Source organism: Kitasatospora sp. NPDC059646 (assembly GCF_042734615.1).
Classification (GTDB): domain Bacteria; phylum Actinomycetota; class Actinomycetes; order Streptomycetales; family Streptomycetaceae; genus Kitasatospora.
Genome location: NZ_JBHWDS010000001.1, coordinates 216,895 through 242,136 on the forward strand (window position 1 = coordinate 216,895; position 25,242 = coordinate 242,136).

At 74.5% G+C, this 25,242-nt stretch carries 22 protein-coding genes and 2 tRNA genes; 8 read left to right on the forward strand and 16 right to left on the reverse strand.

Annotated elements, in window-relative coordinates; all coding sequences use genetic code 11:
• Window positions 1–238: 238 nt before the first annotated feature.
• The gene (locus ACFV1L_RS00975; RefSeq protein WP_380361725.1) at window positions 239–835 is read right to left on the reverse strand and encodes a TetR/AcrR family transcriptional regulator; all 597 of its coding nucleotides are present in this window, start codon (window positions 833–835) and stop codon (window positions 239–241) included.
• A gap of 202 nt (window positions 836–1,037) precedes the next feature.
• Here ACFV1L_RS00975 and ACFV1L_RS00980 point away from each other — a divergent pair, with 202 nt between their 5' ends.
• The 3 genes from ACFV1L_RS00980 (at window position 1,038) to ACFV1L_RS00990 (ending at window position 3,683) form a co-directional block, all read left to right on the forward strand.
• Window positions 1,038–2,180 carry an acyl-CoA dehydrogenase family protein gene (locus ACFV1L_RS00980; RefSeq protein ID WP_380361727.1) on the forward strand — a complete coding sequence of 381 codons (1,143 nt, stop codon included), beginning with the start codon at window positions 1,038–1,040 and terminating at the stop codon, window positions 2,178–2,180.
• A gap of 91 nt (window positions 2,181–2,271) precedes the next feature.
• On the forward strand, window positions 2,272–3,033 hold the full coding sequence (locus ACFV1L_RS00985; protein ID WP_380361729.1) for an SDR family NAD(P)-dependent oxidoreductase: 762 nt from the start codon (window positions 2,272–2,274) through the stop codon (window positions 3,031–3,033).
• Between the two features lie 419 nt (window positions 3,034–3,452).
• Entirely contained in the window at window positions 3,453–3,683 is a 231-nt protein-coding gene (locus ACFV1L_RS00990) for a hypothetical protein (protein WP_380361730.1), read from the forward strand.
• A gap of 17 nt (window positions 3,684–3,700) precedes the next feature.
• Here the strand turns inward: ACFV1L_RS00990 and ACFV1L_RS00995 are convergent.
• From ACFV1L_RS00995 to ACFV1L_RS01005, 3 genes are all read right to left on the reverse strand, one after another.
• Window positions 3,701–3,773 (reverse strand) — tRNA-Val (locus ACFV1L_RS00995).
• Between the two features lie 11 nt (window positions 3,774–3,784).
• Window positions 3,785–3,858 (reverse strand) — tRNA-Val (locus ACFV1L_RS01000).
• A gap of 208 nt (window positions 3,859–4,066) precedes the next feature.
• Window positions 4,067–5,887, reverse strand: coding sequence for an AMP-binding protein (locus ACFV1L_RS01005; RefSeq protein ID WP_380361732.1), 1,821 nt, complete (start codon window positions 5,885–5,887; stop codon window positions 4,067–4,069).
• Window positions 5,888–5,982: 95 nt separating this feature from the next.
• On the opposite strand from ACFV1L_RS01005, the gene ACFV1L_RS01010 reads away from it, so the two are divergent.
• A complete protein-coding gene (locus ACFV1L_RS01010; protein ID WP_380361734.1) occupies window positions 5,983–6,627 on the forward strand; it encodes a response regulator in 645 nt (214 codons plus the stop codon).
• A gap of 76 nt (window positions 6,628–6,703) precedes the next feature.
• On the opposite strand, the gene ACFV1L_RS01015 is transcribed toward ACFV1L_RS01010, so the two are convergent.
• Window positions 6,704–7,984: a sensor histidine kinase gene (locus tag ACFV1L_RS01015; protein WP_380361736.1), complete on the reverse strand. Its 1,281-nt coding sequence runs from the start codon at window positions 7,982–7,984 to the stop codon at window positions 6,704–6,706.
• A gap of 407 nt (window positions 7,985–8,391) precedes the next feature.
• On the opposite strand from ACFV1L_RS01015, the gene ACFV1L_RS01020 reads away from it, so the two are divergent.
• A complete protein-coding gene (locus tag ACFV1L_RS01020; RefSeq protein WP_380361738.1) occupies window positions 8,392–10,461 on the forward strand; it encodes a SpoIIE family protein phosphatase in 2,070 nt (689 codons plus the stop codon).
• Between the two features lie 26 nt (window positions 10,462–10,487).
• Here the strand turns inward: ACFV1L_RS01020 and murQ are convergent, their stop codons facing one another.
• The 8 genes from murQ to ACFV1L_RS01060 all read right to left on the reverse strand — a co-directional run bounded on the left by murQ (window position 10,488) and on the right by ACFV1L_RS01060 (window position 18,235).
• A complete protein-coding gene (gene murQ, locus ACFV1L_RS01025) occupies window positions 10,488–11,396 on the reverse strand; it encodes an N-acetylmuramic acid 6-phosphate etherase (RefSeq protein WP_380361840.1) in 909 nt (302 codons plus the stop codon).
• 216 nt (window positions 11,397–11,612) lie between these two features.
• A complete protein-coding gene (locus ACFV1L_RS01030) occupies window positions 11,613–12,554 on the reverse strand; it encodes a DUF5996 family protein (RefSeq protein WP_380361739.1) in 942 nt (313 codons plus the stop codon).
• 148 nt (window positions 12,555–12,702) lie between these two features.
• On the reverse strand, window positions 12,703–14,355 hold the full coding sequence (locus ACFV1L_RS01035) for a condensation domain-containing protein (protein ID WP_380361741.1): 1,653 nt from the start codon (window positions 14,353–14,355) through the stop codon (window positions 12,703–12,705).
• 4 nt (window positions 14,356–14,359) lie between these two features.
• Entirely contained in the window at window positions 14,360–15,241 is an 882-nt protein-coding gene (locus ACFV1L_RS01040) for a hypothetical protein (RefSeq protein WP_380361743.1), read from the reverse strand.
• Entirely contained in the window at window positions 15,238–15,966 is a 729-nt protein-coding gene (locus tag ACFV1L_RS01045; RefSeq protein ID WP_380361745.1) for a 4'-phosphopantetheinyl transferase family protein, read from the reverse strand. Before ACFV1L_RS01045 ends, ACFV1L_RS01040 begins: the two co-directional genes overlap by 4 nt.
• Window positions 15,963–16,838: a hypothetical protein gene (locus ACFV1L_RS01050; protein WP_380361746.1), complete on the reverse strand. Its 876-nt coding sequence runs from the start codon at window positions 16,836–16,838 to the stop codon at window positions 15,963–15,965. Before ACFV1L_RS01050 ends, ACFV1L_RS01045 begins: the two co-directional genes overlap by 4 nt.
• 2 nt (window positions 16,839–16,840) lie before the next feature.
• Window positions 16,841–17,164, reverse strand: a complete 324-nt coding sequence (locus ACFV1L_RS01055) for an acyl carrier protein (RefSeq protein ID WP_380361747.1) — start codon at window positions 17,162–17,164, stop codon at window positions 16,841–16,843.
• 138 nt (window positions 17,165–17,302) lie between these two features.
• Window positions 17,303–18,235, reverse strand: a complete 933-nt coding sequence (locus ACFV1L_RS01060) for a 3-oxoacyl-[acyl-carrier-protein] synthase III C-terminal domain-containing protein (RefSeq protein WP_380361749.1) — start codon at window positions 18,233–18,235, stop codon at window positions 17,303–17,305.
• A gap of 253 nt (window positions 18,236–18,488) precedes the next feature.
• On the opposite strand from ACFV1L_RS01060, the gene ACFV1L_RS01065 reads away from it, so the two are divergent.
• The 3 genes from ACFV1L_RS01065 (at window position 18,489) to ACFV1L_RS01075 (ending at window position 21,846) form a co-directional block, all read left to right on the forward strand.
• On the forward strand, window positions 18,489–19,703 hold the full coding sequence (locus ACFV1L_RS01065; RefSeq protein WP_380361751.1) for a glycosyltransferase: 1,215 nt from the start codon (window positions 18,489–18,491) through the stop codon (window positions 19,701–19,703).
• 139 nt (window positions 19,704–19,842) lie between these two features.
• Window positions 19,843–20,802 carry an ATP-binding cassette domain-containing protein gene (locus ACFV1L_RS01070; protein ID WP_380361753.1) on the forward strand — a complete coding sequence of 320 codons (960 nt, stop codon included), beginning with the start codon at window positions 19,843–19,845 and terminating at the stop codon, window positions 20,800–20,802.
• A 279-nt stretch (window positions 20,803–21,081) separates the two neighbouring features.
• Window positions 21,082–21,846, forward strand: coding sequence for an ABC transporter permease (locus tag ACFV1L_RS01075; protein ID WP_380361755.1), 765 nt, complete (start codon window positions 21,082–21,084; stop codon window positions 21,844–21,846).
• A 144-nt stretch (window positions 21,847–21,990) separates the two neighbouring features.
• On the opposite strand, the gene ACFV1L_RS01080 is transcribed toward ACFV1L_RS01075, so the two are convergent.
• From ACFV1L_RS01080 to ACFV1L_RS01090, 3 genes are read right to left on the reverse strand one after another with little or no spacing between them, the layout of a single operon-like run.
• Window positions 21,991–23,301 (reverse strand): PLP-dependent aminotransferase family protein, encoded by a 1,311-nt coding sequence (locus ACFV1L_RS01080; RefSeq protein ID WP_380361757.1) that lies wholly within the window; start codon window positions 23,299–23,301, stop codon window positions 21,991–21,993.
• Complete coding sequence (locus ACFV1L_RS01085; protein WP_380361759.1) at window positions 23,298–24,392, reverse strand: alpha/beta hydrolase; 1,095 nt, start codon at window positions 24,390–24,392, stop codon at window positions 23,298–23,300. The genes ACFV1L_RS01080 and ACFV1L_RS01085 overlap by 4 nt, the downstream gene beginning before the upstream one ends.
• Window positions 24,392–25,228, reverse strand: coding sequence for a methyltransferase domain-containing protein (locus tag ACFV1L_RS01090; protein ID WP_380361761.1), 837 nt, complete (start codon window positions 25,226–25,228; stop codon window positions 24,392–24,394). Before ACFV1L_RS01090 ends, ACFV1L_RS01085 begins: the two co-directional genes overlap by 1 nt.
• Window positions 25,229–25,242: the final 14 nt, after the last annotated feature.

Here is a 25,242-nt window from a genome sequence, read left to right on the forward strand (position 1 = left end):
GCTGGACGCGCTCCAACCGGCAGGTACCCCGCACCAGTTCGGCCGGGACAGTGGCGGCGCAGCCGTTGCACGACCAGGACGACCGCCGACCCGTCGGTCGGCACGAACACCGGCCCCAGCACGGCGAGGCACAGCTGGAAGACCGGCAGGCGCAGGGCCGTCCGGTCCTCGGATCACGCGTTCTCCGCCCGGTTCGCGCCCTGACTGTGCTCCGCCGGCGGCCGGTGGACCGGAGGGCTCAGCGCAGCAGCCCGTGCAGCAGCAGTTCGGCCAGGTGCCCGTACGCCTCGGCGTCGGCGAGGCCGGTGGCCTCGGCGACCTGGCGCTGCTGGATGCGGACCATCACCGAGCTGATGACGTCCGCCGCGAACGCGACGTGGGTCTCCCGGAAAGCGCCTTCCGCGACGCCGTCGTCGATCAGCCGCTGGATCTGCCGGGCGGCCGCGCGGGTGTTGCGGCCGTAGACCTCGGCGGCGGGTTCGAAGGCCGCCAGGTCGTCGAAGAACCGGGCCGATCCGGGGGCGAGTTCGGCGGAGACGGCCCGCAGGTAGGCGGCCAGCCGGGCGGCGGGGTCGGTCTCGGCGGCCAGCGCGGCCTCCACCCGGGCGGTGGCGCTGCGGAAGAAGTGCACCACCGCCGCCCGGACCAGCTGCTCCTTCGAGCCGGCCAGCCCGTACAGGGTGCGCTTCGAGCAGTGCAGCCGGGCGGCGAGGTCGTCCAGGGTGAACTGGGCGAAGCCCTCGGCGACGAAGAGTGCGACGAGTTCCTCGAACAGGGCGCTGCGGCGGGCGGCGCCCCGTCCGCTGGGCTGGAGTGCGGCGGCGCTGTCGATCACCCGGCCAGTATGACAGTCGGCCTCCCCGGGGCCGCCGATCCGCCCGGCCCGACCGCCGCTCCCCACCCGTCCCACGCCCACCATCTGCCACTTTCCGGGAGACTTCCGAGTTCGCCGCCTCCGCGGTCCCCCACGGCGGGCCCCGCTGCGCTACGCTAACCGGTACTGACGTACCGCTTTGCGTACCGCTTGGAGCCGGAACATGGCCGTGGATCGCCTGCTTCCCACTGAGGAAGCCGCGGACCTGATCGCGCTGACCCGTGATCTCGCCGACAAGGAACTCGCCCCGAAGGTGGAGTCCCACGAGAAGCAGGAGCTGTACCCGGAGGGCCTGTTCGCGCTCCTCGGCCGGGCCGGCCTGCTCGGCCTGCCGTACGCGGAGGAGTTCGGCGGCGGCGGGCAGCCGTACGAGGTGTACCTCCAGGTGCTGGAGGAGCTGGCCTCGCGCTGGGCGGCCGTCGCGGTCGCCACCAGCGTGCACACCCTGGCCTGCCACCCGCTGAACGCCTTCGGCACGCCGGAGCAGAAGGAGAAGTGGCTGCCCCGGATGCTGGCCGGTGAACTGGTCGGCGGCTACAGCCTGTCCGAGCCGAACGCGGGCTCCGACGCGGCGGCGCTGACCTGCAAGGCGGAGCCGGTGGACGGCGGGTACCGGGTCACCGGCACCAAGGCGTGGATCACGCACGGCGGCAAGGCCGACTTCTACGCCCTGTTCGCCCGGACGGCGCCCGGACCGCACGGCGTGTCGTGCTTCCTGGCGCCCGGTCAGGTCGAGGGGCTGACCTTCGGCGCGCCCGAGGAGAAGATGGGCCTGAACGGCGTGCCGACCACGGCCGCGTACTGGGACGGCGCGCTGCTCGAGTCGGAGCGCCTGATCGGTTCGGAGGGCCAGGGCCTGCCGATCGCCTTCTCCGCCCTGGATTCGGGCCGGCTCGGCATCGCGGCCTGCGCGACCGGTCTCGCCCAGGCCGCACTGGACACCGCCGTGGCGTACGCCAACGAGCGCACCACGTTCGGCCGCCGGATCGTCGACCACCAGGGTCTGGGCTTCCTGCTGGCCGACATGGCCGCCGCCGTGGACTCGGCCCGCGCCACCTACCTGGACGCGGCCCGCCGCCGCGACCTCGGCCGCCCGTTCAGCCGCCAGGCCAGCGTGGCCAAGCTGATCGCCACCGACGCCGCGATGAAGGTGACCACCGACGCGGTGCAGGTGCTCGGCGGCTACGGCTACACCCGGGACTTCCCGGTCGAGCGGTACATGCGCGAGGCGAAGATCATGCAGATCTTCGAGGGCACCAACCAGATCCAGCGCCTGGTGATCAGCCGTCAGTTCGCCGCCCGCTGACCCGACCGCCCGCCGTTCCTGACGGCACGTCACCCCATGTCCGCGGGCCCCGCAGCGACCCCCGGATCCCACTCGGAAAGGGCTTTCCACCATGCAGCTCACCGGTACCGCCGCCCTGGTCACGGGTGCCGCCTCCGGCCTCGGCGCGGCCACCGCCGCCCACCTGGCGGGCCTCGGCGCCCACGTCTACGGCCTGGACCTGCCGAAGGCCGTGGAGTCCGCGCCCGCCGCGCCCGAGGGCGTCACCCTGCTCGGCGCGGACGTCACCGAGGAACAGCCGGTCCGCGACGCGCTGGCCCGGATCGCCGCCGACGGCCGCCCGCTGCGGCTGGCCGTCAACTGCGCGGGCATCGCCCCGTCCGCCCGGATCGTCGGCCGCCGCGGCCCGCACGACCTGGACCTGTTCCGCACCGTGCTGAACGTCAACCTGATCGGCACCTTCAACGTCATGCGGCTGGCCGCCGAGGCGATGTCCGGCCAGGAGCCGGACGAGGCCGGCCAGCGCGGACTGGTCGTCAACACCGCGTCCATCGCCGCCTTCGAGGGCCAGGTCGGGCAGATCGCCTACGCCGCGTCCAAGGCCGGCGTCGCCGGGATGACCATCACCGCCGCCCGCGACCTCGCCCAGTTCGGCATCCGGGTCGTCACCATCGCCCCCGGCATCGTCGACACCCCGATGATGGCGAGCTTCTCCGACGAGATCCGGGCCGGCCTCGCCGCCACCGTCACCTTCCCGCAGCGCCTCGCCCACCCCGAGGAGTACGCCCGCCTGGTGGCCATGGTCGCCGACCACGACTACCTCAACGGCGAGACGATCCGGATGGACGGCGCACTGCGGATGTCCGCCCGCTGACCGTCGCCCGACACCCCGCAGGGCCGCCCGGTCGGGCGGCCCCGCGGCGTTCTCCGGGCTCGCGGAACCCGACCAGCGGCGGGGTGCAACGGTCTGCACGGTGCCGGACGTTTCCCGGGGGACGGTCGTTTCACAGGAAGGGCGCGCCTGCCGGGTCAGGAAGGACCGCAGGAGCGGCACGGCGGCCGGAGGCGCTCTGCGGCGCCCACGCCGACCGGGTGCTCGGCCGCCTGCTGCACCGCACGGATCGTGAGTCCGCGCAGGAGACCGTGCCGGAGACGTCCCTGCTGGCCCGGCGCAAGGAGCGGCGGTGCCGGACGACGCGCTGCCGTGGCTGCTCGCGGCGGCCCGCCGGCTGCTGGCCGACCGGGTCCGCTCCGAACCTGCGCCGGCGGGCGCCCGCCGACCGCCTCCGGGCCGTGGTGGACGCTGCCCCGCCCGCCGCGTTCGAGGACCGCGTCGGCGACCGCGAGCACGTCTTCCGGGTGCTGACGCTGCTCTCCGAGACCGACCGCGAGGTCCTGCTGCTCACCGGCCGGCTCGGCCTCGTCCGGGGCGGGAGTGGCGTCCGGGGCGGGCGTGCCGCCCGGGCCGTGCGGGCCGTGCAGGCCGTCCGGCTCGGGCGTGCTCGTCGGGGTTCCTCCGGGTGACGGTGCGTCAACGGCGTCGGGCCCGACCGGATTCGAACCGGCGTGATCCGCTCTGTTAAAGCGGCGCGTCTGCCTCTGCGCTACGGACCCGTCGCCGGGACCTCGCGGGGGCCGGATTCGAACCGGCGTACGCGCGTTGTCCACACGCTGCGCCTGCCACTGCGCTACGCCCGGGAGATGAGGGAGATGCTACCGGTACCCGCGGGGAGGCCGGCAAGCGCTTTCCGTCCCTGCTCCCGGGCGGCGGGAAACCGCTTTCCGCGCACCACTCGCCGCGCACCTCTCCCGCCCGGGGCTCCGAGCGGGCTCCGAGCGGGGAGGGCGCGGGGGGCGGTGCGCGGAAAGCGGTTTCCGGTTCCGTCCGCCTGCGGGGAGGCGGCGGTTCAGCCCTGGCGGAGCTCCGGGAAGTCGCTGTCCAGGTACTCGTTCGGGTTGCGGTCGCCGGCGCGCTCCGCCTCGTGGGCGCGGAGTTCGACCCGGCGGATCTTGCCGGAGATGGTCTTCGGCAGTTCGCCGAATTCGAGGCGGCGGATCCGCTTGTAGGCGCTGAGCTTCTGGCGGGTGAACGCCAGGATGTCGCGGGCGAGTTCGGGCCCGGGGGTGCGGCCCTCGACCAGCACCACGTACGCCTTCGGGACGGCCAGTCGCAGCGGGTCGGGCGAGGGGACGACGGCGGCCTCGGCCACGGCGGGGTGTTCGATCAGGACGCTCTCCAGCTCGAACGGGGAGATCCGGTAGTCGCTGGCCTTGAACACGTCGTCGGCGCGGCCGACGTAGGTGATGTATCCGTCCTCGTCCCGGGCGGCGACGTCGCCGGTGCGGTAGTAGCCGTCGCGCATGGCGTCGGCGGTGCGTTCCGGGTCGCCCCGGTAGCCGCGCATCAGGCCGAGCGGGCGGCGGGCCAGGTCGAGGCTCAATTCGCCTTCGCTGCCGGGCTTTCCGTCCGGGTCGAGGAGGGCGACGTGGTAGCCGGGCAGCGGCCGTCCCATCGAGCCGGGCCGGACGGGCTGGCCGGGGCTGTTGCCGATCTGGCAGGTGGTCTCGGTCTGCCCGAAGCCGTCCCGGATGGTCAGGCCCCAGGCGGCGCGGACCTGTTCGATCACCTCGGGGTTCAACGGCTCGCCGGCGCCGACGAGTTCGCGCAGTTCGGTGCGGTGCGCGCCCAGGTCGGCCTGGATCAGCATCCGCCAGACGGTCGGCGGGGCGCACAGCGTGGTGACCCGGCAGCGGGCGATCACGTCGAGCAGTTGCTGGGCGTCGAACCGGCCGTAGTTGAACACCAGGACGGTAGCCTCGGCGTTCCACGGCGCGAACAGGTTGCTCCAGGCGTGCTTGGCCCAGCCCGGCGAGGAGATGTTGAGGTGGACGTCGCCGGGGCGCAGTCCGACCCAGTACATGGTGGACAGGTGGCCGACCGGGTACGAGGCGTGGGTGTGCTCGACCAGCTTGGGCTTGGAGGTGGTGCCGGAGGTGAAGTACAGCAGCAGCGGGTCGTCGGCGAGGGTGAGGCCGTCGGGGGTGAAGGTTTCGGCGGCGGAGTCGACCTGCGCGTAGTCGTGCCAGCCCTCGGGCGCGGCGCCGGCGGTGCCGGCTTCGCGGACGGCGATCCGCAGCGGGGCGCCGTCGAGGCCTTCGAAGCGGTCGGCGACCTCGGCGGCGGCGATCACGGCACGGACCTCGCCGCGGTCCAGGCGGTCGGCGAGGTCCTCGGCGGACAGCAGCAGGGTGGCGGGGATCAGCACCACGCCGAGCTTGATCGCGCCGAGCATCACCTCCCACAGTTCGCTGACGTTGCCGAGCATCACCAGCACCCGGTCGCCGCGGCCGAGGCCGAGTTCGCGCAGGTGGTTGGCGACCTGGTCGGAGCGGCGGGCGAGCTGGTCGAAGGTGTGGACGCGCTCGCGGCCGTCGGGTTCGACCACCCACAGCGCGGGGCGGTCGTTGCCGCGCGCCATCGGGTCGAAGTGGTCCAACGCCCAGTTGAACTCGCCCAAGTCCGGCCATTCGAAGGTGCGGTAGGCGGTGTCGTAGTCGGTGGCGTGCTGCCAGAGCACTTCGCGGGCGGCGCGGAAGTTCGCGGCGGACTCGGCCCGGCCCGGTCGCGGCCGACCGTCCCCGGCGCCGGCCCCTGCCCGGTCCGCCGCGCCGGTGCCCGGCCGGGACGGCGAGTGCTCATTGTTATGGACGTTCTCGGCTGAGCCCATGGCCTGACCCCTCTGCGTTCAGTTACCGTCGCACCCAATATTTCCGCTGGCCGCAACCCTGCGGTCCCCCCACCTGGAGAGGAGAGTTCGCTCGGATGGCGGATGGCTCCACTGGTCGTACCGTACGGGTCCTGGTCGTCGACGACCATCCTGTGGTGTGCGACGGCGTGTCCGCGTTGATCCGGCGGGCCGAGGACGTGTCCGTGGTCGGCTCGGCGCGGACGGCGCGCGAGGGCGTCGAGCTGGCCGCGGCGCTGCGTCCGGACGTGGTGCTGCTCGACCTGCGGTTGCCGGACCTGCCGGGTTCGCAGACGGTTCCGCTGCTGCGGGCCGCCGCGCCGGACGCCCGGGTGGTGCTGTTCACCGCTTTCGAGGACCGGAATGCGCTGTCCGCGGCCCTCGCGGCCGGGGCGCACGGCTGCCTGCTGAAGGACGTCACCGACACCGACCTGGTCGCCCAGTTGCGGCTGGCCGCCGCCGGGCGGCGGGTGCTCGATCCGCGGCTGAGCGGATCGGCCCCGGCGCAGTTGCAGGCCCGGCTGTTCCGGCTGTCGCTCAGCCGGCGCGAGTACGACGTGATCCGCTCGGCGGCGACCGGCCGCACCAACCCGGAGATCGCCGAGGAGCTGGGTCTGACCCGGAACACCGTCAAGACGTACTTGCAGACCGCGATGCACAAGCTCGGCGCGCGCAACCGGGTGGAGGCGATCCGCCGGGCGCAGCAGGAGCAACTGCTCTGACTCCGGCGGCATCCCGGCGCGCCGCCGCCCGGACCTGCCGACGCCCCCGGGGCTGGGGCCCCGACGCACCGTCAGGTCACCGGGCGGGCGGGCCGGGGGCAGGTGCGGGCGGGGCGGGGAGCGGGAGTTCGCCGCGCAGCGTGGTGCCGTCCTCGTCGCTGTGCAGGTGGAGGCTGCCGCCGAGGCTCTCGTAGCGGGCGCGCAGGCCCGGCAGGCCGGCGCCGGTGGCCGTGGCGGCCGTGGCCCCCGTGGTGGAAGGGGTGGCGCGGATGCCGAGGGGGTCCGGACCGGTACCGGAAAGCGGTTTCCCGTTGGGGTCCGGGCCCGGGCCGTCGTCGATGACGGCGAGGTCGAGGCGGTGCCGGTCGTGGGTGAGGGTGACGGCGACGGAGTCGGCCGAGGCGTGCTTCTCGACGTTCAGCAGGCCTTCGGCGAGGGTGCGGCGCAGCAGTGCGGCGCGTTCGGCATCCAGCTGCGGGGCGGGCCCGATGGGGACGAAGGTGGCGGGGATGCCGGTGCGTTGCTCGAACCGGCGGAGGGTGTCGGCGAGGTCGGCGGTGAGGCGGCCGCCGGGGCTGCCGCTGTCCGGATCGGCGGGCCGGTCCCGGTGCAGGCGGGCGACGGCGGCGCGCAGGGTGGCGGCGGCGTCGCCGAGTTCGCGTTCGAGGCGGTGCAGGCGGTCGGCGAGTTCGGGGTTCCGGGCGCTGTCGGCGCGCAGGTCGCGGACGGAGCTGCCGAGGCCGAACAGCATGGCGCCGACGCCGTCGTGCAGTTCGGCGGCGATCCTGCGGCGTTCGCCGGTGACGGCCGCGTCGGCGAGGGTGGCGGCTCCGTCGGCGACGTCGACGGCGAGGGTGGCGAGGCGGGCGAGGCGGGTCAGGCCGTCGATCGCGCTGTCGCCGATCTGTCCGCCGCCGCGGGTGGCGCCGTAGAGGACGCCGCGGGCGGGGCCGGTGCCGATCGGGAGGCCGACCATGCCGGTGACGGCTTCGCGGCCGACCTGCGGGTCGAAGTCGTGGGTGATCCGGCTGGAACGGTAGTAGTCGCGGACCACGACGGCGCTGCCGACGGCCACCACCCGCCCGCCGAGGCCGAGTCCGAGCGGGATCCGCAGGTCGTGCAGGCTCTCGTGGCGCGTTCCCGACCAGGCGCGCAGCACCAGGTCGGGGCCCTCCACCAGTCCGCCGAGGCTCAGTTCGAAGCCGTGCTCGGCGCGGACCCGTTCGGCGACGGCGCGGAGCGTGCGCCGGGTGTCCAGCAGGCCGGTCCGCCGGGCCCGCTCGCGGTCGATGCGGTCCAGTTCGGCGAGCGCGGCCAGTACCGCGGTCTCCCGCTCGTCTCCGCCGCCGCCGATCATGCGCGGCAGCGTACCCGCTCTTCACACCGGCCCGGCCCGCCACCGGCCGCTGTCCGTCCCCCGCCGTTGCCGGGCCGCTGCGCCGCCAGTTCCCACCGTCCCCCACCGGTCCCGACCGTTCCCCGGCCAGCCGCTGGCCGCCGTCCGCCCCCACCGGTCCCGACCGTTCCCCGGCCAGCCGCTGGCCGCCGTCCGCCCCCCACCGGTCCCAACCGTCCCCCGCCGGTCTCGCCCGCTCCCCCGCCGCCCCGGGGCGCTGTCCCACGTCTCGGCTGCTGGTCCCCGCGGCGGTGTCTGCTTTCGCCGAGCCCGCGGGCGCTCGGCGTGGCGGTTTGAGGCGTTCGCGTCGCCGGGTGATGCTGAGGGCATGGCCTGGGGGTTGCTGCTCCGAAGGGGATGTAACGGACATGGCGACACGGGTTCCGGGCCGTGCGGCGACCGCGACGGTGGACGGCGGCGGCTCGGTCACGGGCTGGTCGGAGGCTGCTGAGCGGATGTCGGGGTTCCCGGCCGCCCGGGTGCTGGGCCGTTCCGCGTTCGACCTGCTGGCCGGGGATGCGCCGATCTCCTTGCTGCGTGCGGTGGTTCGGCGCAGGCCGTTCACCGGGATGGTGCGGCTCGCCCGGTCGGAGGACGGGCCGGTGGCGGTGGAGTTGGGCGTGGTCCCGGTGCGGACGGCCGGTGCCGGGCCGACCTGGGTGGTGTCCGCGCAGCCGTTGCAGCCGTTGGCGGCGGAAGCGCCGCTCCCGGTCGGCGAGGTCTCGAACCGCTCGGGCCGCCCGGAGGATCTCGCCCGACGGCGGCTGGCGATGCTCGGCGCGGCCGGCCTGCGGATCGGTTCGACGCTCGAAGTGGAGCGCACCGCACAGGAGTTGGCGGACGTCGCCACGGAGGGGTTCGCGGACTTCGTGGCCGTGGACCTGCTGGACTCGGTGTTCGGCGGCGCGCCGCCGACCGGTGCGGGCCTGGTGTTCTACCGGGTGGCGCAGCAGTCGGTGCTGTCGGGTTGTCCGGAGTCGGCGGTGTCGAAGGGCGCCCGCGACGTGATCGTTCCGGAGTCGCCGATGGCGGAGGTACTGGCCTCGGGCCGACCTCTGCGGACGGATGTGCGCGATCCGCGCCTGCGCGGCTGGATCGACCAGGAGCCCCGGCGTGAGGAGATCGCTTCCGCGTTCGGCATCCACTCCTCCATGCTGGTGCCGTTGACGGCGCGTGGGGTGACGCTCGGGGTGGCGATCTTCCTGCGGCACCGTTCGCCCGCCCCGTTCGACGAGGACGACCTGGTGCTGGCCACCGAGTTGACGGCCCGCGCGGCGCTGTCGATGGACAACGCCCGCCAGTACACCCTGCAGCGCGACACGGCGCTCGCGTTGCAGCGTTCGCTGCTGCCGTCGCGGACGCCGCGCCAGGCGGCGGTGGAGGTGGCGTTCCGCTACCTGCCGGTGAGCGGCCGGGACGGGGTGGGCGGCGACTGGTTCGACGTGATCCCGCTGTCGGGCGCCCGGGTGGCGCTGGTGGTGGGCGACGTGGTGGGCCACGGGGTGCCTGCGGCGGCGGCGATGGGACGGCTGCGGACGGCGGTCCGCACGCTGGCCGACATCGACATGCCGCCGGACGAACTCCTCACCCACCTGGACGACTTGGTGCTCCGGGTGGATCTGGACGAGCAGCCTGACGGGGGCACGGCCTGGGCGGGCGGCAGCGTCGGCGCGACCTGCCTGTACGCGGTGTACGACCCGGTGGCGCGGTCCTGCGCGATGGCCCGGGCCGGCCATCCGGGGCCGGTGCTGGTCGGCCCGGACGGCAAGCCGACCTTCCCGGTGCTGCCGCCGGGCCCGCCGCTCGGCCTGGGCGGACTGCCGTTCGAGGCGGCGGAGGTGGCCGTCCCCGAGGGCAGCATGCTGGCTCTGTTCACGGACGGGCTGCTGCGCACCTCGGAGTTGCGCGGCGACCCGGAACTCGGCCTGGACCGGCTGGGTTCGGCGCTCACGGAGCCCGCGGGTTCGCTGGAGGAGCTGTGCGAGCGGGCCCTGTCCGCGACGCTCGGCTCGGCGGCGCCGAGTGACGACGTGGCGCTGCTGCTGGCCCGTACCCGGGTGCTGCCCGAACGGGACGTCGCGGGCTGCGAGTTGCGGCGCGACCCGTCCGAGGTGGCGCGGGCCCGCAAGCTCGTGGCGGCGACGCTCACCGAGTGGGGGCTCGAAGAGGCGGCGTTCGTCACCGAGTTGGTGGTCAGCGAACTGGTCACGAACGCGGTCCGCTACGGCCGGCCGCCGATCGGCCTGCGGCTGATCCGGGACGGCGGGGTGCTGATCTGCGAGGTGTCGGACGGCAGCAGCACGGCCCCGCACCTGCGCCGGGCCCGCACCTTCGACGAGGGCGGCCGGGGCCTGCTGCTGGTCGCCCAGCTGTGCCGCAACTGGGGCACCCGGCACACGGCGCGCGGCAAGACGATCTGGGCCGAGCAGCAACTCTGACTGCCGGCGGACGCCTTGACGGCCCGTCAGTCCTTCGCCGCCGCCTGCACGGCGTCGCGCAGCCGCCCGTGGTGCCGGTCGAGCAGTTCGGCAGCGGTGGCGGCGTCGATGTCGGCGAGCAGCATCAGGACGGCGTTCTTGACCTGCCCGCCGGTGGCGTCGAGTGCGGCGGTGACCTCGTCGGGTTCGGCGTCGGTGGCGAGGGCGACGATGCGGCGGCTGCGGTCGCGGAGCTTCTCGTTGGTCGCCCGCAGGTCGACCATCAGGTTCCCGTAGGTCTTCCCGAGCCGGATCATGGTGATCGTCGAGATCATGTTGAGCACCAGCTTCTGTGCGGTGCCGGCCTTCAACCGGGTGGATCCGGTGAGCAGTTCGGGCCCGGTGACGACCTCGATGCCGTGCTCGGCGGCGGCGCCCAGCGAGGATCCCCGGTTGCCGGACAGGCCCACGGTGAGCGCGCCGAGCGCCCGGGCGTGTTCGACGGCGGCGACGGCGTACGGGGTGCGGCCGGAGGCGGAGATGCCGACCACGGTGTCGTCGGCGGTCAGGTGCAGTGCGTCGAGGTCGCCGACCGCGGCCGCCCGGTCGTCCTCGGCGTTCTCCACGGCCTCGGTGAACGCGGCCGGGCCGCCGGCGATCAGCGCGACGATCCGGCCGGGCTCGGTGTTGAAGGTCGGCGGGCATTCGGCGGCGTCGAGCACGCCGAGCCGTCCGGCGGTTCCGGCCCCGGCGTGGATCAACCGGCCGCCCCGGCCCATCCGTTCGGCGATCGCGTCGATCGCGGCGGCGATCGCGGGCAGCTCGGCGGCGACGGCCTCGGGCACCGTCCGGTCCTCGGCGTTCATCAGCCGGGCGATCTCGGCCGTCGGCAGCAGGTCGATCCCCGCGTGCTCGGCCCGCCGCGTCTCGGTGGCCAGGCCGGCGAGCAGCGTCAGATCCCCACCGCCCGGCGGAGTCGGACCCTGCGGGGCCGGTACGGGCAGGTCACTGGAGTGCGCGGAGCCGTTCACAGCCCCGACCCTAACGGCGCACCCGCCCCCGAACAATCGCCCCCGGGCACCCACCTCCGCCCGGTTCGCCGCAGCCGCGCCCGCCGGCGGCTCCAGCCCCGGTGGCCCTCATTGCACCCCTTCCGCCAAGGTGTCACGGGGTCACGGGGCGGGCGGCGTCCGCAGGGTGGTGTCGGTGATCCCGCCCGGGCATTCGCGCTTGCGCTCCCAGCCGGCCAGGTCGGCGCCGGCCCGGTAGGCGGACTCCAGGAAGTCGAGCGCGGTCGCCCACGGGTCGTCGGCGGCCCGGACGTCCTCGTACATCAGCAGCGCGAGGTGGCTGCCGCGGCTCGCCGTCCAGGAGGCGGCGGCGGGGTGCAGCGGGCGGTCGGCGAGGCCGTCGGGCTCGGGGGCCGTGTAGGAGTAGAAGGCGGGCGCGGGGACGTTGCTGTCGCCGAACCAGAAGCCCGCGCTGATCACTTCGCGGGAGTAGGCCTCGCGGGTGACGGGGTCGGCGGCGGGCTGGGCGATCTCGCGGTCGGAGAAGCGGGTGACGGCGAGGTCGAAGGTGTGCCAGAAGTGGTGCACGGGGCTGGTCTTGCCGGCGTAGCCGGTGGCGTACTGCTCCAGCAGCAGGGCGACCTGGCTGAGGATGTGCCAGTAGGTGGTGACGGCGACCGGGTCGTAGCTGCGGTGTTCGTCGTCGTCGGCGAACGGGCGGTGCGAGTCGGGCAGGTCGAACGGGTAGGGGTGTTCGGGGACGATGTCGATGTCCAGGTGGATGAGGGCGCGCAGGGTGTCGCGGTAGAAGTCGCCGACGGAGCGGCCGGCCAGCGGGAAGGAGTCCTCGCCGCCGTCCAGGGTGCGGACGTACAGGCGGTGGTCGGTGAAGTCGAAGTCGATGGTGAAGGCGTCGCCGCCGCGGGTCGGTCCGGTGGGGCGGGTGGTGATGCCCCGTCCGGTGAGGTGGAAGGGGACGTTCCACCAGTGGTTGCGGCGGGCACTGCCGGCCATCCGGATCTTGCCGATGACCTGGGCGAATCGGTGCAGGGTCTCCTTGGTGTCCCGCCAGGACTCCAGGGGCAGGGGCGGGAACAGCTCCATGGTGCGCTCCGGCTGAGGGTGGGTCGGGAGGGTGTCCGCTCCATCCTCGCCGGGCGCGCCGCACCGTCCGGCCGCGACGCGCCCGGGCGGTGGGGAGACTGCTCCGCCCGGGTGTGTCGCACCGGAGGTCCGGATCGGTCGGGAACGGTCAGGGCAGGTCGGGCCGGCCGCTGCCGGTGCCGCCGTTGAGGACGTAGCGGTGCGGGGCCATCGCGGTGTCGTGCCCGGGTAGTGCGGCCATCACTGCCGCGTGTGCCTGCTCCGGCGTCCAGGACGTCTCCCCGGTGTCGGCCATGGCCGTCAACTCGCCGTTGTTCCAATGCACTTCGGCGTTCCGGGCGCCGAGCGCGCTGCGCAGCAGGTCGGTGACGGCGTCCAGGTCGATCCAGTTGGTGCCGATCTGCTGCCAGCGGGCCTTGTCGCGTCGGGCGACGGGGAGGCCGGTCAGGGCGGCGAGTTCGCCGTCGGGGCCGAGGCGGACGGCGCGCCGGCCGGCCAGGTCGAGCAGGCGGAGCAGGGCGTGGGCGAAGAGTTCGGTCTCTTCGTCGTCGAGCACGTCGGGGTGGGTGTGCAGGGTGAATTCGAGGCAGCCGGTGGTGCGCCAGATGTTGAGCATCAGCCGGGTGGGGGTGGGTTCGGCGGGGTACCGGACGAGGTCGGGGTCGGTCGGCGGGTGCGGTCGGGCGGCGGCGACGCTGTCGGGGACGGTGCTGCTGAGGTCGTTGACGACGACGTGCCGGGCGAACCGGGCGCCGCGGCGGTGGGCGACGTCCTCGATGAGCTGCCAGATGCGTTCGGCGTCGAAGGTGGCGTGCCAGTAGCCGGACAGGGCCTGGGCCTGGGTGCGGCCGATCAGGGTGTCGAGGTCGGGGCAGTCGGTGTCGACGGCGAGCAGGGCGTCCTGGGCGAGGGTGCCGATGTGGTCGGCGAGGCCGGGGCGGTGGCGGTTGGCGGAGAGTGCGGCCATCACGACGGTGCCGCGGTCGGCGCGGTGGGCGGCGAGGGCGGCGTAACAGGCGAGCAGCACGGCGGAGTTGGAGGCTCCGGTGCGGGCGGCGGCGCGGGCGAGGGAGGCGGCGCCGGCGGTGGAGCGGACGCCGAGGGTGGGCAGCAGGGTGTCGTTCGGGCCGATCCGGTCGTCGGCGAAAACGGCGGACGGCTGGTCGGCGAGGATGTGTTCCCAGTGCCGGAGGGCGGCGCGGGTGCGGCGCTGCCCGGAGGGGGACCGTTCCTGTTCGGCGACCTCGATGGGGGTGGGCGCGGCGGGTGCGGGCAGGGTGTCGCCGGCGGCCAGGGTGAGCCATTCCTGGAAGAGCAGTCCGGTGGAGACGCCGTCGAGTTGGGCGTGGCAGATGACGACGGCCAGCCGTACGGGGGCGCCGTGGCGGGTGAGCAGGGCGAACCGCAGCGGGAAGTCCGCGGCGAGGTCGAAGGCCTGCCGGCGGCCGTCCCAGCAGAAGCGCTCGGCGGCCTCGTCGGGGTCCTCGTCGTCCGCGAGCGCGATCACGGCGACGGTGAACTCGCCTTCGGCGCGGACGCGTTGGCGGTCGGGCTGGCGGTCGGCGGGCCCGGGGAAGACGGTCCGCAGGGCGGCGTGCCGTTCGGCGAGGGTGCGCAGGGCTGCGAGGGCGAGCGGCAGGTCGGTGGCCGGGGGGACGGTCCAGGTGGCCTGCTTGTTCATGTGCGAGGGCTCGTCGTGGCGCAGGCAGCGGATCATGTTGTCCTGGCCGAGGGTGAGCGGCCCCTCGGCCTCGGGGGTGTCGACCCGGAACCGCACCACGACGTCTTGCTGTTCGGACACTCCGTCAATCTCCGTTCAGGGCGGTGCCGATGGCGTCGGGCCAGTCGGCGGGCCGGGGGCCGTGGGTGTGCAGCAGGGCGAGGGCGATCCGGTCGAGGCCGAACGCGGTGCAGGCGGTGTGGCCGGGGCCGCCGTCGGCGGTGAAGCCGAAGGCCTCGCCGAAGTGGTCCTTGTGGATGTTGGCGGAGGCGATCGCCTGCACCAGCCCGTCGGCCACCGGGACGCGCAGTTCGAACTTCAACTCCTGGGCTCGCTGGGCTGCTTGGTAGACCCGGCGGCCGCCGCCGAAGAACGGGTCGTCGGCCAGCTCGACGGACGGCTTCAGGCCGAGCGTCTCCAGCCAGTCGGCGACCCGCCGGAGCCACCCTTCGCGCCAGCCGAGGCAGTGCTCGGGGGTTCCGGCGGTGACCAGTTCGGCCATCCGGAAGGACCGCAGCCGGCCGGCCTCGGCTGTGGCCTCCTGCCGGAAGCACTGCGCCTCGACGCTGAACCTGGCGGGGTGTTCGCCGAGGTCCCGGCCGGTGAGGGTGGCGTACACGGGGTAGCAGGCGGCGGGCAGCAGGACCAGGTCCGACACCTCCTGCCGGGTGTGCCACGGCCCGGATTCGGCGACCAGCGGGGCGAGTCGGCGCCAGTCGGCGGCGCTGCCGGTGTAGCTGTGCACGGTGCCGAGCAGGTGCGGGAAGGATGCGACGTAGCCGGCCCGTTCGATGGTGGCGCGGGAGATCACGGGCGGCACGACCAGTCGCTCGAACGGCTCGTCGGCGGCGAGCCGGGCGATGGCGCCGCGCAGGGCGGTGTGCAGCTTCTCGTAGGCGGCGGGCTGGAGTTGGACGCCGGGCGCGGCGGTGGGCAGCGGGGTGGCATCGTCGGGGTCGCGGGTCATGGTCTGCCTCTGTGGTCGGGGCCGGGGGCGGCGGGGGTGCGGTGGACGCCGAACTGCCGGGCCGGGTCCGCCGGGCAGGACAGCAACGTCGGTCGGATCGGCCGGACGCCGGTACGGGCGACGGCGGCCCGGTGTCCGGGCGGTGCGGGCAGGTCGTGCAGGGTGCACGGGCCGAGCGGCCCGTCGACCCGGTGCGGCCCGGGTCCGCCCGGCGCCCCGACCGGGGTGCGCAGACCGTCGGCGAGCCGCCCTCCGTACGCCTTGGTGCACGCCTCCTTGCGGGTCCACCGGCGGGTGAACTCGTCGGCCCCGCCGTCGGTTTCGGACGCCGGGCAGGAGCGGCGGGCGACCCGGGCGGCGGCCCGGTCGGCCGGGACGGGTTCCAGGTCCACGCCGACCTGCCCTTCCCCTCCGGTGCCGAGCCGCTGGACGGCGAACAGCGCCCACCGACCGGCGGCGCTCAGGTCCACGCTCAACTCGCCTTCCAGGCCAGCAGGTTCGGGCCGCCGATGCGGTCCGCGCCGCCACCGGACGCGTTCCGGCGGTACGCCCGCGGCGGCGGCGGTGAGCCGGCGGGTGGCGGCGTGGGCGGTGAGGTAACGGTGACGCCGCGGGCCGTCGGGGATCCGGTCGGCCCGGGCGCGCTCGTCCGGGTCGATCAACTCCTGCAGTTCACTGTCCTGTTCGGCCACGGTGTCGGTGTCGGTCAGCCAGATCTCGATCACCCGGCCGGCTCCTCCGGTCCCCAGCAGGCCAGGTCGAGCCGACCGGTCTCGGGCTCCCGGTCGGCAAGCGCGAGCGGTCGCCGGGCGAGGCCCCGGTCGGCGAGGGCGTCACCGAGCGCGGCCCAGCCCCCGGTGTACGGACTGCCCGAGCGGGCCCGCCGGCTGTCCACTCCGCCGGGCGCGGCCGTCCCGGCCAGCCCGGGGCCGAGCACCAGCAACGCACCCGCCGGCAGCTTCGCGCACAACTCCTGTAGCGCTTGCGCGACATGATGTCCCGTCACCGCACTGATGCTGGCCAATAGTTGCAGCGGCCGTCCCCCACTGTCCGCCTCCCAGAGCAGGGCGGCGGCCGAGTGCCGGTCGGGCAGTCGGGCGGCCCGGTGCGGCCGGTGGTGCAGGTCGGCCTGTTCGACGGCGATCAGCAGGGCGCGCCGGGCACCGCCGGTGCGGGCGTAGGCGTCGGCGACGGCGAGCGCGCTGAAGGTGCCGCCCGCGCCCTCGTCGCAGACGGCGAAGGACAGCGGCTCGCCGGGGCACACCCCGCTGAGCTGGGTGGCGACCGCCTGCCCGGGCCGGACGTCGGGGCTCGCGTAGACCAGGATCAGCAGGTCCACCGGGCGTGCCGGGTCCACGAGTCCGCGCACGGCGAGTTCGCCGAGCGCGGTGTAGGACTGGCCGCGGGCCCCGGTCAGCGCATCCTCGTCGAGGGCCAGGCCGTAGGGGCGGACCAGGTCGGCGGTGAAGGTGCGCAGGTCGGGGTCGGCGGCGAGCGGGGAGTCGCCCGCGAGGTCGAGGGCGTGGGCGACGGTCAGGCGCAGCGGGGAGGCGGCGCGCGGGAGGGTGGTGGCGGGGAGCGGTCCGCGGACGCGCACGCTCAGTCCTCGGCGATGACGTGTCCGGCGACGAAGCCGGCGAGGGTGCCGACCGACTGGAGGTCGTCCTGGTCGATGCCTTCGACGTCGATCTGCACGTCGAGGTGGTCCTCGAGTTCCAGGATGAGTTCCAGGGTGGCGGCCGAGGTCAGTCCGACCTCGTCGAACAGGCAGGCGTTCTCGGTGACGTCGGGCAGTTCGCGTTTGAGCACCCGGGGCAGCAGCAGGAGGATGCCGTCGAGGGCGCGGCCGCGGAGTTCGGGATCGACGGAGGCTTCGGCGGGGTGTGCCGCGGAGGTGGACTGGTCGGTGGCGGGGTCGGTCATGGCGATTCCCTGTCGGCGGGGCCCGGGGGGCGGGCCGGGTGCGGCGGCGGTCGCACGGCGGGCGCGGCGACTTCGCGCGGCCGTGGCGGATCCGATCCGGGGGCGGTTGGCACTCCCGGGCCGGTGGCGCACGGCGCCTCAGTGCTGGAGCACCATGGCGGCGAAGGTCGCGCCGAGTCCGGACGCGGCGACCAGGTAGCGGTCGCCGCGGCGGAGCAGGCCGCGGCCGGTGGCGGTGTGGTGGTTGAGCAGGATGTCGGCGGCGAAGCTGTGTCCCACGGCCGGGACGTTGTCCAGCACCACCTGCTCGGGCGGGTACCCGATCCGGCGGCAGATCCGTTGCCAGGAGATCTGGTTGACGTTGTGCGGAAGCAGCAGCCGAATCGACTCCCAGCTCTCGCCGGCTTCGTTCAGCGCGGCTTCCATCACCGCGATCACCAGCTCCGGGTAGCTGCGCTGGTAGCGCGCCAGCAGCTCCGGATCGTCGGCGAGTCGCCCGTCGAACTCGCCGTGCTGGTCGACCGCGTAGGACAGCACGCGGTCGTGTTCGCCTTCGGCCCGCACCAGGCAGGCTGCCGCCCCTTCGCCGAAGAGGGCGGTGTCCGGGACGATGCGGGCGTCCCGGGTGAAGGTCTTCTCGCCCGCCAGGATCAACGCCAGCGCCTCGGGGTCGGGATCTGCCGCCAGCAGCCGACCGGCCACGTCCAGCGCCAGCAGGGAGCCGGCGCAGGCGTGGTGGGTGATGGTGAAGGCACGGGCGTGCGTCAGCCCCAGACGGCCGAGCACGTCGTGCAGCGGGTTGTGCGGGTAGGGCGCCGCGATCGGCAGGCTGCGCGCGTGCAGCACGTACTTCACGCGGTGTTCGTTCCCGCGCAGCGGGGCCAGGGCCGTCGCGGCGGCGGTGAGCAGATCGGTCAGGTCTCCGTCGTGGTCCACCCTGACCTGGTCGAGGCCGTGGAACCGGCGGAAGAGCCTGATCTGACGGTCCGTCAGTCCGAGGCCTTCCCCGACCAGTTCGATCGGCTCGGCGACGGGCGGAAGGTGGACGGCGACTGCTTCCAGAGCGGTCACGCGGGCTAGTATTCCCACGCCTCACCGGCCCGCACAAGGGATCTCCGGCGCTTCCTTCCCGACTCCCCCTTGTGGTCTGTACCAGTTCTCCGTCGTTTGCACACGACACGTACGAATTCCTCCGGCCGACCCGCCGATCGCCGCCGATCGCCGCCGCTCGCGCCGCCGGCCGCCGCCCCGTCCCCTCCTGTCCCCTCCTGTCCCGCCCCGTCCCGTCCCCCAGAGCCTCTGCCTCCACCCGAAGGACTCCGCCATGCCCTCCGACACCCCCGCCACCGCCACAGCCCCCGCCTCCGATCGGCCCGTCCCCGCCGGTTCCGCGCTGCGTCTGCTGATCGTGGTTCCGCCGCTGGCCGGCCACCTGCTGCCGGCCCGTGCGCTGGCCCTCGCCTGGGCCGCACGCGGTCACCAAGTGGCCTGGGTGGGGCCGGAGTCGGCGCTGCGCCCGCTGCTCGGGCCGGAGGCACTGGTGCATCCCACGGGGGCGCGGCTGTTCCGGGAGCAGGCGGTCGGCGGCGCGGAGGCCGTGCGCTCGCTCTGGGACGGCTTCGTGGTCCCGCACACCCGGTTCACGCTGGCGGCGGTGCGCCGCGCCGTGGAGCGCTGGCGGCCGGACGTGGTGCTGGCCGACCAGCACAGCCCGGCGGGCGCGCTGGCCGCGCACGGCGCGGGCGTGCGGTGGGCGACGTTCGCGCCGTCCTCGCTGGAGATCGGCGATCCGCTGGGCGGCGACGGCGAGTTGACGTCCTGGCGGGACGGGGTGCTGCGCGGCCTGTGGGAGCGGGCCGGGCTGCCGGCCGGGGAGTTCGCCGATCCGCGCTTCTCCCCCGGCCTGGTGATCGCACCGACCTGCCGCGAGCTCGCCGGACTCGACCCGGTGCCCGCCGAGTACGCCCTGGTCGGCCCCCTGCTCGCGGACCGGCCCGAACCCCCGTTCCCCTGGGACCGGTTGGCGCCCGGCCGCCGCCGGGTGCTGGTCACCATGGGCACCCTGTCCGCCGAGGTCGCGGGCGGCTTCCTGCACCGGGCGGCCGCCGCACTGGCCGAACTCCCGGACGTCCAGGCGGTGGTGGCGGACCCGTCCGGTGTCCGGCTGCCGCCGGACGCGGTGGCCCGCGAGCGCGTCCCGGTGCTGGAACTGCTTGAGCGCGGGGCGGTGGACGCCGTACTGTGCCACGGCGGGATGAACACCGTGGGCGAGACCCTCGCCCACGGGCGGCCGTTGGTGGTCGCGCCGATCCGCCACGACCAGCCGGTGACGGCCGGGCGGCTGGCCGCGCTGGGTGCGGCCGTCCGGGTCGACTTCGCCACCGCCACCTCCGAGCAGTTGCGTGCGGCGCTGCGCCGTGTCCTCGACGACCCGTCGTACCGTGCCGCCGCCCGGCGACTGGGACGTCAACTGCGTGCGGGCGGTGGAACGGTGGCGGCTGTGGAGCGGCTGGAGCGGTTCGCGCGCGCACCGCACTGAACCCGGCACCGCCATCTGGTACAGACCATTGTCGGCGGGTGGGGCGGGGCCCTAAGGTCTGGCCCGTCCGTCCCCCGTCTTGACGACCCGTCACTGTTCCACCGCGTCCGAACCCACCTATCGAGCACAGGAGTCCGGGTTGATCGAGACCAAGGGGCTGCGCAAGTCCTTCCGGCCCCGCCGCGGCGCCGACACCGTCGACGCGGTGCGCGGCATCGACCTCGACGTCGCGGAGGGCGAGATCTACGGCCTCCTCGGCCCGAACGGGGCAGGCAAGACCACCACGCTGCGCATGCTCGCCACGCTCCTCGCGCCCGACGGCGGAGCCGCCACCGTGGCCGGCGCCGATCTGCGCGCCGAGCCCGGGGAGGTCCGCCGCCGGATCGGCTACGTCGCCCAGGGCGGCGGCACCACCGACCACGCCACCGCCCGCGAGGAACTCGTCCTGCAGGCCCGGATGTACGGCATCCGCAAGGCCGAGGCGCAGCAGCGCGCGGCGGAGGGCCTGGCGGCCTTCGACCTCGGCGAGTTCGGCGACCGCCCCTGCAAGACCTACTCGGGCGGCCAGCGCCGCCGCCTCGACCTCGCCCTCGGCGTGGTCCACCGACCCAGGGTGCTGTTCCTGGACGAGCCCACCGTCGGACTCGACCCGCGCAGTCGGGCCCAGGTCTGGTCAGAGGTCCGTCGCCTGCGCGAGCAGGGCATGACGGTCCTGCTCACCACCCACTACCTGGACGAGGCCGACGCCCTGTGCGACCGGATCGGCATCGTCGACCACGGCGGCATCGTCACCGAGGGCACCCCCGAGCAGCTCAAGAAGGAGATCTCGGGCGACGCCGTCACCGTCGCCCTGCCCGCCGCCGGGGACACCGCCCGCGCGGCCCGGGCGCTCGCCGAACTCCCCTGCGTGCAGCGCCTGGAGGCCCTCCCCGAGCAGGACGGCCTGCGGCTGCACGTGGACTCCGCGGCGACCGCGATCCCGCAGCTGCTGCGCACGCTGGCCGCGGCCGGCCTGGAGCCGGACCACGTCCAGCTCCAACGGCCCAGCCTGGACGACGTGTTCCTCGCCCTCACCGGGCGTCCGCCGGTCAGCGCCTGACGTCCCGTCGGCCCAGGTCGGCCCGCTCCCCGATGTCCTGCTGCCCTGCCGTCCTGCCGCCCTGCCGCCCTGCTCTCCTGCTCTCCTGCTGCCCTGCTGTCCCGCTGTCCTGCTGTCCTGCCGACCCGCCGACCTGCTGTCCTGCACTCCTGCTGCCCTGCCTCCCCGCCGACCCGCCGACCCGCCGACCTGCTGTCCTGCGGTGCTGCCGCTCTGCTGCCTTCCCCTGCCATCTCGACGCCCTGCCACACCGACGCCCCGACGCCCCACGAGGTCCCCGTGAAGCTCGCCCGCGACACCTGGCTGGTCTACCAGCGCCAACTGCTCCTGATGGCCCGCTCCCCCGCGTGGCTGGCCGTCGGACTGCTCCAACCCCTTTGCTACCTGCTGCTGTTCGCCCCGCTGCTGACCTCCGCGCTGGCCGCGTCCGGTGCGCACAGCACCGCCGACGCCTACCGGATCTACGTGCCCGGCCTGCTGTCGGCGCTCGCCGTCATGGGCGGCCTGTTCACCGGCTTCACGCTGCTCGGCGAACTGCACGCCGGCATCGTCGAACGCTCCCGGGTGACACCCGTCAGCCGGGTCGCCCTGCTGCTCGGCCGGGCCCTGCGGGAGACCACCGCGCTGCTCGTGCAGTCCCTGCTGATCGCCGTACTGGCCATCCCGTTCGGCCTGACCGTCGGGTTCACCGACCTGCTGCTCGCCATGGCCCTGCTCGCCCTGATGGCCCTGATGGCGTCCTCGGTGTCGTACGGCCTCGCCCTGCTGGTGCCCACCGACGCCGCGCTCGGCCCGATCGTCAACACCATCGCCCAGCCCCTGGCCCTGCTCTCCGGCACCCTGCTCCCGATCGCCCTCGCGCCGGCGTGGCTGCGCACCGCCGCCTCCTGGAATCCCTGCTACTGGGGCGTGGAGGGCATGCGTGCCCTGTTCGCCGGCCATCTGGACGCCCCCGAAGTCTGGCGCGGCCTGCTGCTCACCGGGCTGATGACGGTCCTCGCGGTCGCTTGGGCCGCCCGCCTGTTCGCCCGTCGCATCCGCTGAACCCGCCCCGGTTGCCCGGCCGGGCCCCCGGCTGCTCCCGCCGCCCCCGGTCGCTCTGCCGACCCGGCGCCGCCCACGGCCGAGGGCCCGGCCGCGGCTGCGGTCGGGCCCTCCACGCGCACCGGCCCTGCCGGTGATGCGCCGTCAGCTCTGCTCCGCCCCCGCCCGGTCCGACACGAAGCGGGCCAGTCGGCGGACGCCCTCGGCGATCTGCTCGGGCGCCAGGTAGGAGCAGGACAGCCGGAGCTGGTGCTCGCCGCCGCCTCCGGGGTGAAAACCGTCCATCGGGGTCCACAGCACGCCGTAGCCGCGGGCGCAGGCGTCCAGGGCGCGGGCGTCGGCCCGGAAGGGGACGGTGACGACGGCGAAGAAGCCGCCCTCGGGGCTGTTCCAGGAGACGCCGGGAACCAGCCGGAAAGCGTTTTCCAGTTCCGTCAGCAGGGTGTCCATGCTGCGGGCGTAGAACTGCCGGGCCGACTCGTTGGCCTCGCGCAGGCGCAGCCCGCCGGCCAGCAGCATGCCGCCGATCACGGCCTGACTGAGTGCCGAGGTGTTGACGGTCGTCATGCTCTTCAGCTTGGCGAGTTCGTCGGCGAGCAGGCCGGATCGCCCGTCCTCGCCCGCCACCCGCTGGTCGGCGAGCACGTAGCCGACCCGGGCGCCGGGGAAGCAGGTCTTGGCGAACGACCCGAGATGGACCACGTTGCGCCGGTCACCGTCCAGGGCCTTGAGGGTGGGCCGCACGAGCCGGGTGCGGCCGAAGAAGCCGTACGGGTTGTCCTCGATCAGCAGGACGCCCGTCGACTCGGCGACGTCCAGCAGCCGGCGGCGGGACGTCTCGTTCATGCTGGCGCCGCTCGGGTTGGCGAAGTCGGGGACGACGTAGCAGGCCCGGGGCCGCTTCCCGGCGGCCCGCAACTCCCGGACGGCGTCGGCGAGCGCGGCCGGGTCGAGCCCGCCGTCGGGTCCGGATTCGGGCACCGGACGGACCGTCAGGTCGAGCAGCCGGGCCGCGCCCGTCACCCCGACGTAGCAGGGTGAGGAGACCAGCAGGACGTCGTCCGGTCCGGCGCACAGGGCGCGCAGGACGAGCAGCATGCCCTCCTGAGCGCCGACGGTGACCACCAGCGCCTCCGGATCGACCTCGATCCCCTCGTCGGCGGCCAGCGCGCGGGCGATCAGCGGCGCGATGATGCCCTTCGTCCGCCCGTACTGGTACACCTCCTGGCGGACCTGGCTGTCCGTCAGGCCCCGGTCCTCCCGCAGGTGGCGCAGGTAGGTGTCCAGGTAGCCGGGGATGTCGGCCGGGTCGAAGAACTCCTCGCGGGGCCGGCCGGGCGCGAACGAGATCGCCTCCGGGTAGCGCCCGGTCACCTCGTTCAGGAAGGTCATCGCGTCCAGCAGCGGGTCGGAGAGCGAGCCGTGCAGCTCCCGGAGCTTCAGCACCCCGCTCACCGGTCGGCCGCCGACCCGGCACCGTACGCCGCCATCAGTCGCTGGGCGGCGAAGAGTTGGGCGTCCCGGCCGTCGTACAGGACGCCGGCCATGGCGAAGAACCCGTGCGGCATGCCGGCGTAGCGGCGCAGCGTGACGGGGACGCCTGCGGCGTGCAGGGCGGCGGCGTACTGCTCGCCCTCCTCGCACAGCGGGTCGTACTCGGCGGTGATGACGGTGGCGGGCGGCAGGCCCGCGTGGTCGCGGGCGCGCAGCGGGCTGGCCAGGGGGTCGGCGGCGTCGGCCGGGTCGGCGAGGTAGTGCGACCAGTACCAGGCGACCGAGTGCCGGTTGAACAGCGCCGGATCCTCGGCTGCACCGCTCCCCGCCGCTCCCCCGCCGGCCGTCGCGGACCCTTCGCCGGTCCCCGCCGCTCCCCCGCCGGCCACGGACGGTACCCCACCGGTGGGTGCCGGTGCGTCACCGGTCGGTTCCGGCCCCTCGCTGCCCGCTCGCGGCCCGTCGTCGGGGACGCGGTGGTCGGTGTTGGGATAGATCAGCAGCTGGTGGACGATGGCGGGCCCGCCGCGTTCGCGGGCGAGCAGGGTGAGGGCGGCGGCCAGGTTGCCGCCGGCGCTGTCGCCGCCGACGGCGATCCGGTCGGGATCCAGGCCGAGGCGCGGGGCGTTGCGGGCGATCCAGTCGAGTGCGGCGTAGCAGTCGTGGACGGCGGCGGGGAAGCGGTGTTCGGGGGCGTGCCGGTAGCCGACGGCGAGCACGGCGGCGCCGGTGGCGTTGGCGAGGGTGCGGCAGATCGGGTCGCCGTTGTCCAGCGATCCGAGCACCCAGCCGCCGCCGTACAGGTAGAGCAGCGCGGGTCCTGGCGGGACGGCTTCGGACGCCGGCCGGTAGTGCCGCAGGGTGAGTGGGCCGCCGGGTCCGTCGATGGTGAACTCCTCGACGGCGGCGATGGGTTCGCCCGTTCCGGCGGTGGCGCGCAGGTCGGCGAGGTCGGCGGCGCGGGCCCGGTCGAGGGTGAGGGTGTACAGCGGCGGGGTGCCGGCGGCGGCGCGGCGGGCGCGCACGGCCTCGGCCTGCGGGTGCAGTGGCATCAGCGCGGCCCTCCGGGGGCGACGGCCTCCAGGTAGATCGACTCGTCCTTGCGGAAGGCGGTGTCGAGCGCGGCCACGTCGGGGCGTGCGCCGCTCTGGAACTCCCGTCGCTCGATGGCGAATTCGTGGTAGCCGGCGCGGTCCAGGACGTGCCTCAGCTCGGCCTCGTCGTAGATCCACCGGTGTCCGAAGTGGTAGAAGATCTGGTTCAGCATGAAGGCGCGGCGCTCCGGCATCGGCGGGCCGACCCGCATGGTGCGCAGCCGGCGGCGGTGCCGGCGGAAGAACTGCTCGTCGCCGTCGAGGTAGCCGTCGATGTAGCGGGCCAGGTCGGGGGTGGTGAGGCGGAGGAGTCCGCCGGGGCGCAGGACGCGGCGGACCTCGCCGAGCCAGTGCACGGCGGTGCCGAGCGGGACGTGCTCGATCAGGTGCTCGGCGTACACCCAGTCCACGCTGCGGTCGGCGAACGGGAGCGGTCGGGCGATGTCGAGCTGGGTGAACAGGTGCGTGCCGTCGATCCGGTAGACCGGGCCGGGGCGGGTCGCTCCGGTGTCGGCGTGCAGGGCGACCAGGTCGGTGCCGAGTCCGTGCGGGTGCCGGGTCCGGAACGCGGCGAACTCGATTCCGGTGGCGCCGAGTTCCTGGAAGTCCTGGTGGGTGCGCGGCAGTTCGGGCCGGACGAGGTCGATCGAGGCGCATCGGGCGAGGTTCTCGGTGAACGCGTCGGTGCGGGCTTCGAGCCCTTCGGGGTCTTCCCAGTCCCAGTCCGCGAACGGGTCGTCGCCGGGTCCGGTGCCCCGGCGTTCGGCGGGCTCGGGTTGTGCGGTGGTCGCCACGGGGTCCTCTCGTA

What these genes read in the sequence shown, in the direction of transcription:
- ACFV1L_RS01020 (WP_380361738.1), top strand. Translation starts at nt 8,392, where the DNA reads ATGGCGACACGGGTTCCGGGCCGTGCGGCGACCGCGACGGTGGACGGC.
- ACFV1L_RS01030 (WP_380361739.1), bottom strand. Translation starts at nt 12,554, where the DNA reads ATGGAGCTGTTCCCGCCCCTGCCCCTGGAGTCCTGGCGGGACACCAAG.
- ACFV1L_RS01010 (WP_380361734.1), top strand. Translation starts at nt 5,983, where the DNA reads ATGGCGGATGGCTCCACTGGTCGTACCGTACGGGTCCTGGTCGTCGAC.
- ACFV1L_RS01005 (WP_380361732.1), bottom strand. Translation starts at nt 5,887, where the DNA reads ATGGGCTCAGCCGAGAACGTCCATAACAATGAGCACTCGCCGTCCCGG.
- ACFV1L_RS00985 (WP_380361729.1), top strand. Translation starts at nt 2,272, where the DNA reads ATGCAGCTCACCGGTACCGCCGCCCTGGTCACGGGTGCCGCCTCCGGC.
- ACFV1L_RS01085 (WP_380361759.1), bottom strand. Translation starts at nt 24,392, where the DNA reads ATGCCACTGCACCCGCAGGCCGAGGCCGTGCGCGCCCGCCGCGCCGCC.
- ACFV1L_RS01055 (WP_380361747.1), bottom strand. Translation starts at nt 17,164, where the DNA reads ATGACCGACCCCGCCACCGACCAGTCCACCTCCGCGGCACACCCCGCC.
- ACFV1L_RS01040 (WP_380361743.1), bottom strand. Translation starts at nt 15,241, where the DNA reads ATGACCCGCGACCCCGACGATGCCACCCCGCTGCCCACCGCCGCGCCC.
- ACFV1L_RS01015 (WP_380361736.1), bottom strand. Translation starts at nt 7,984, where the DNA reads ATGATCGGCGGCGGCGGAGACGAGCGGGAGACCGCGGTACTGGCCGCG.
- ACFV1L_RS00980 (WP_380361727.1), top strand. Translation starts at nt 1,038, where the DNA reads ATGGCCGTGGATCGCCTGCTTCCCACTGAGGAAGCCGCGGACCTGATC.
- ACFV1L_RS01065 (WP_380361751.1), top strand. Translation starts at nt 18,489, where the DNA reads ATGCCCTCCGACACCCCCGCCACCGCCACAGCCCCCGCCTCCGATCGG.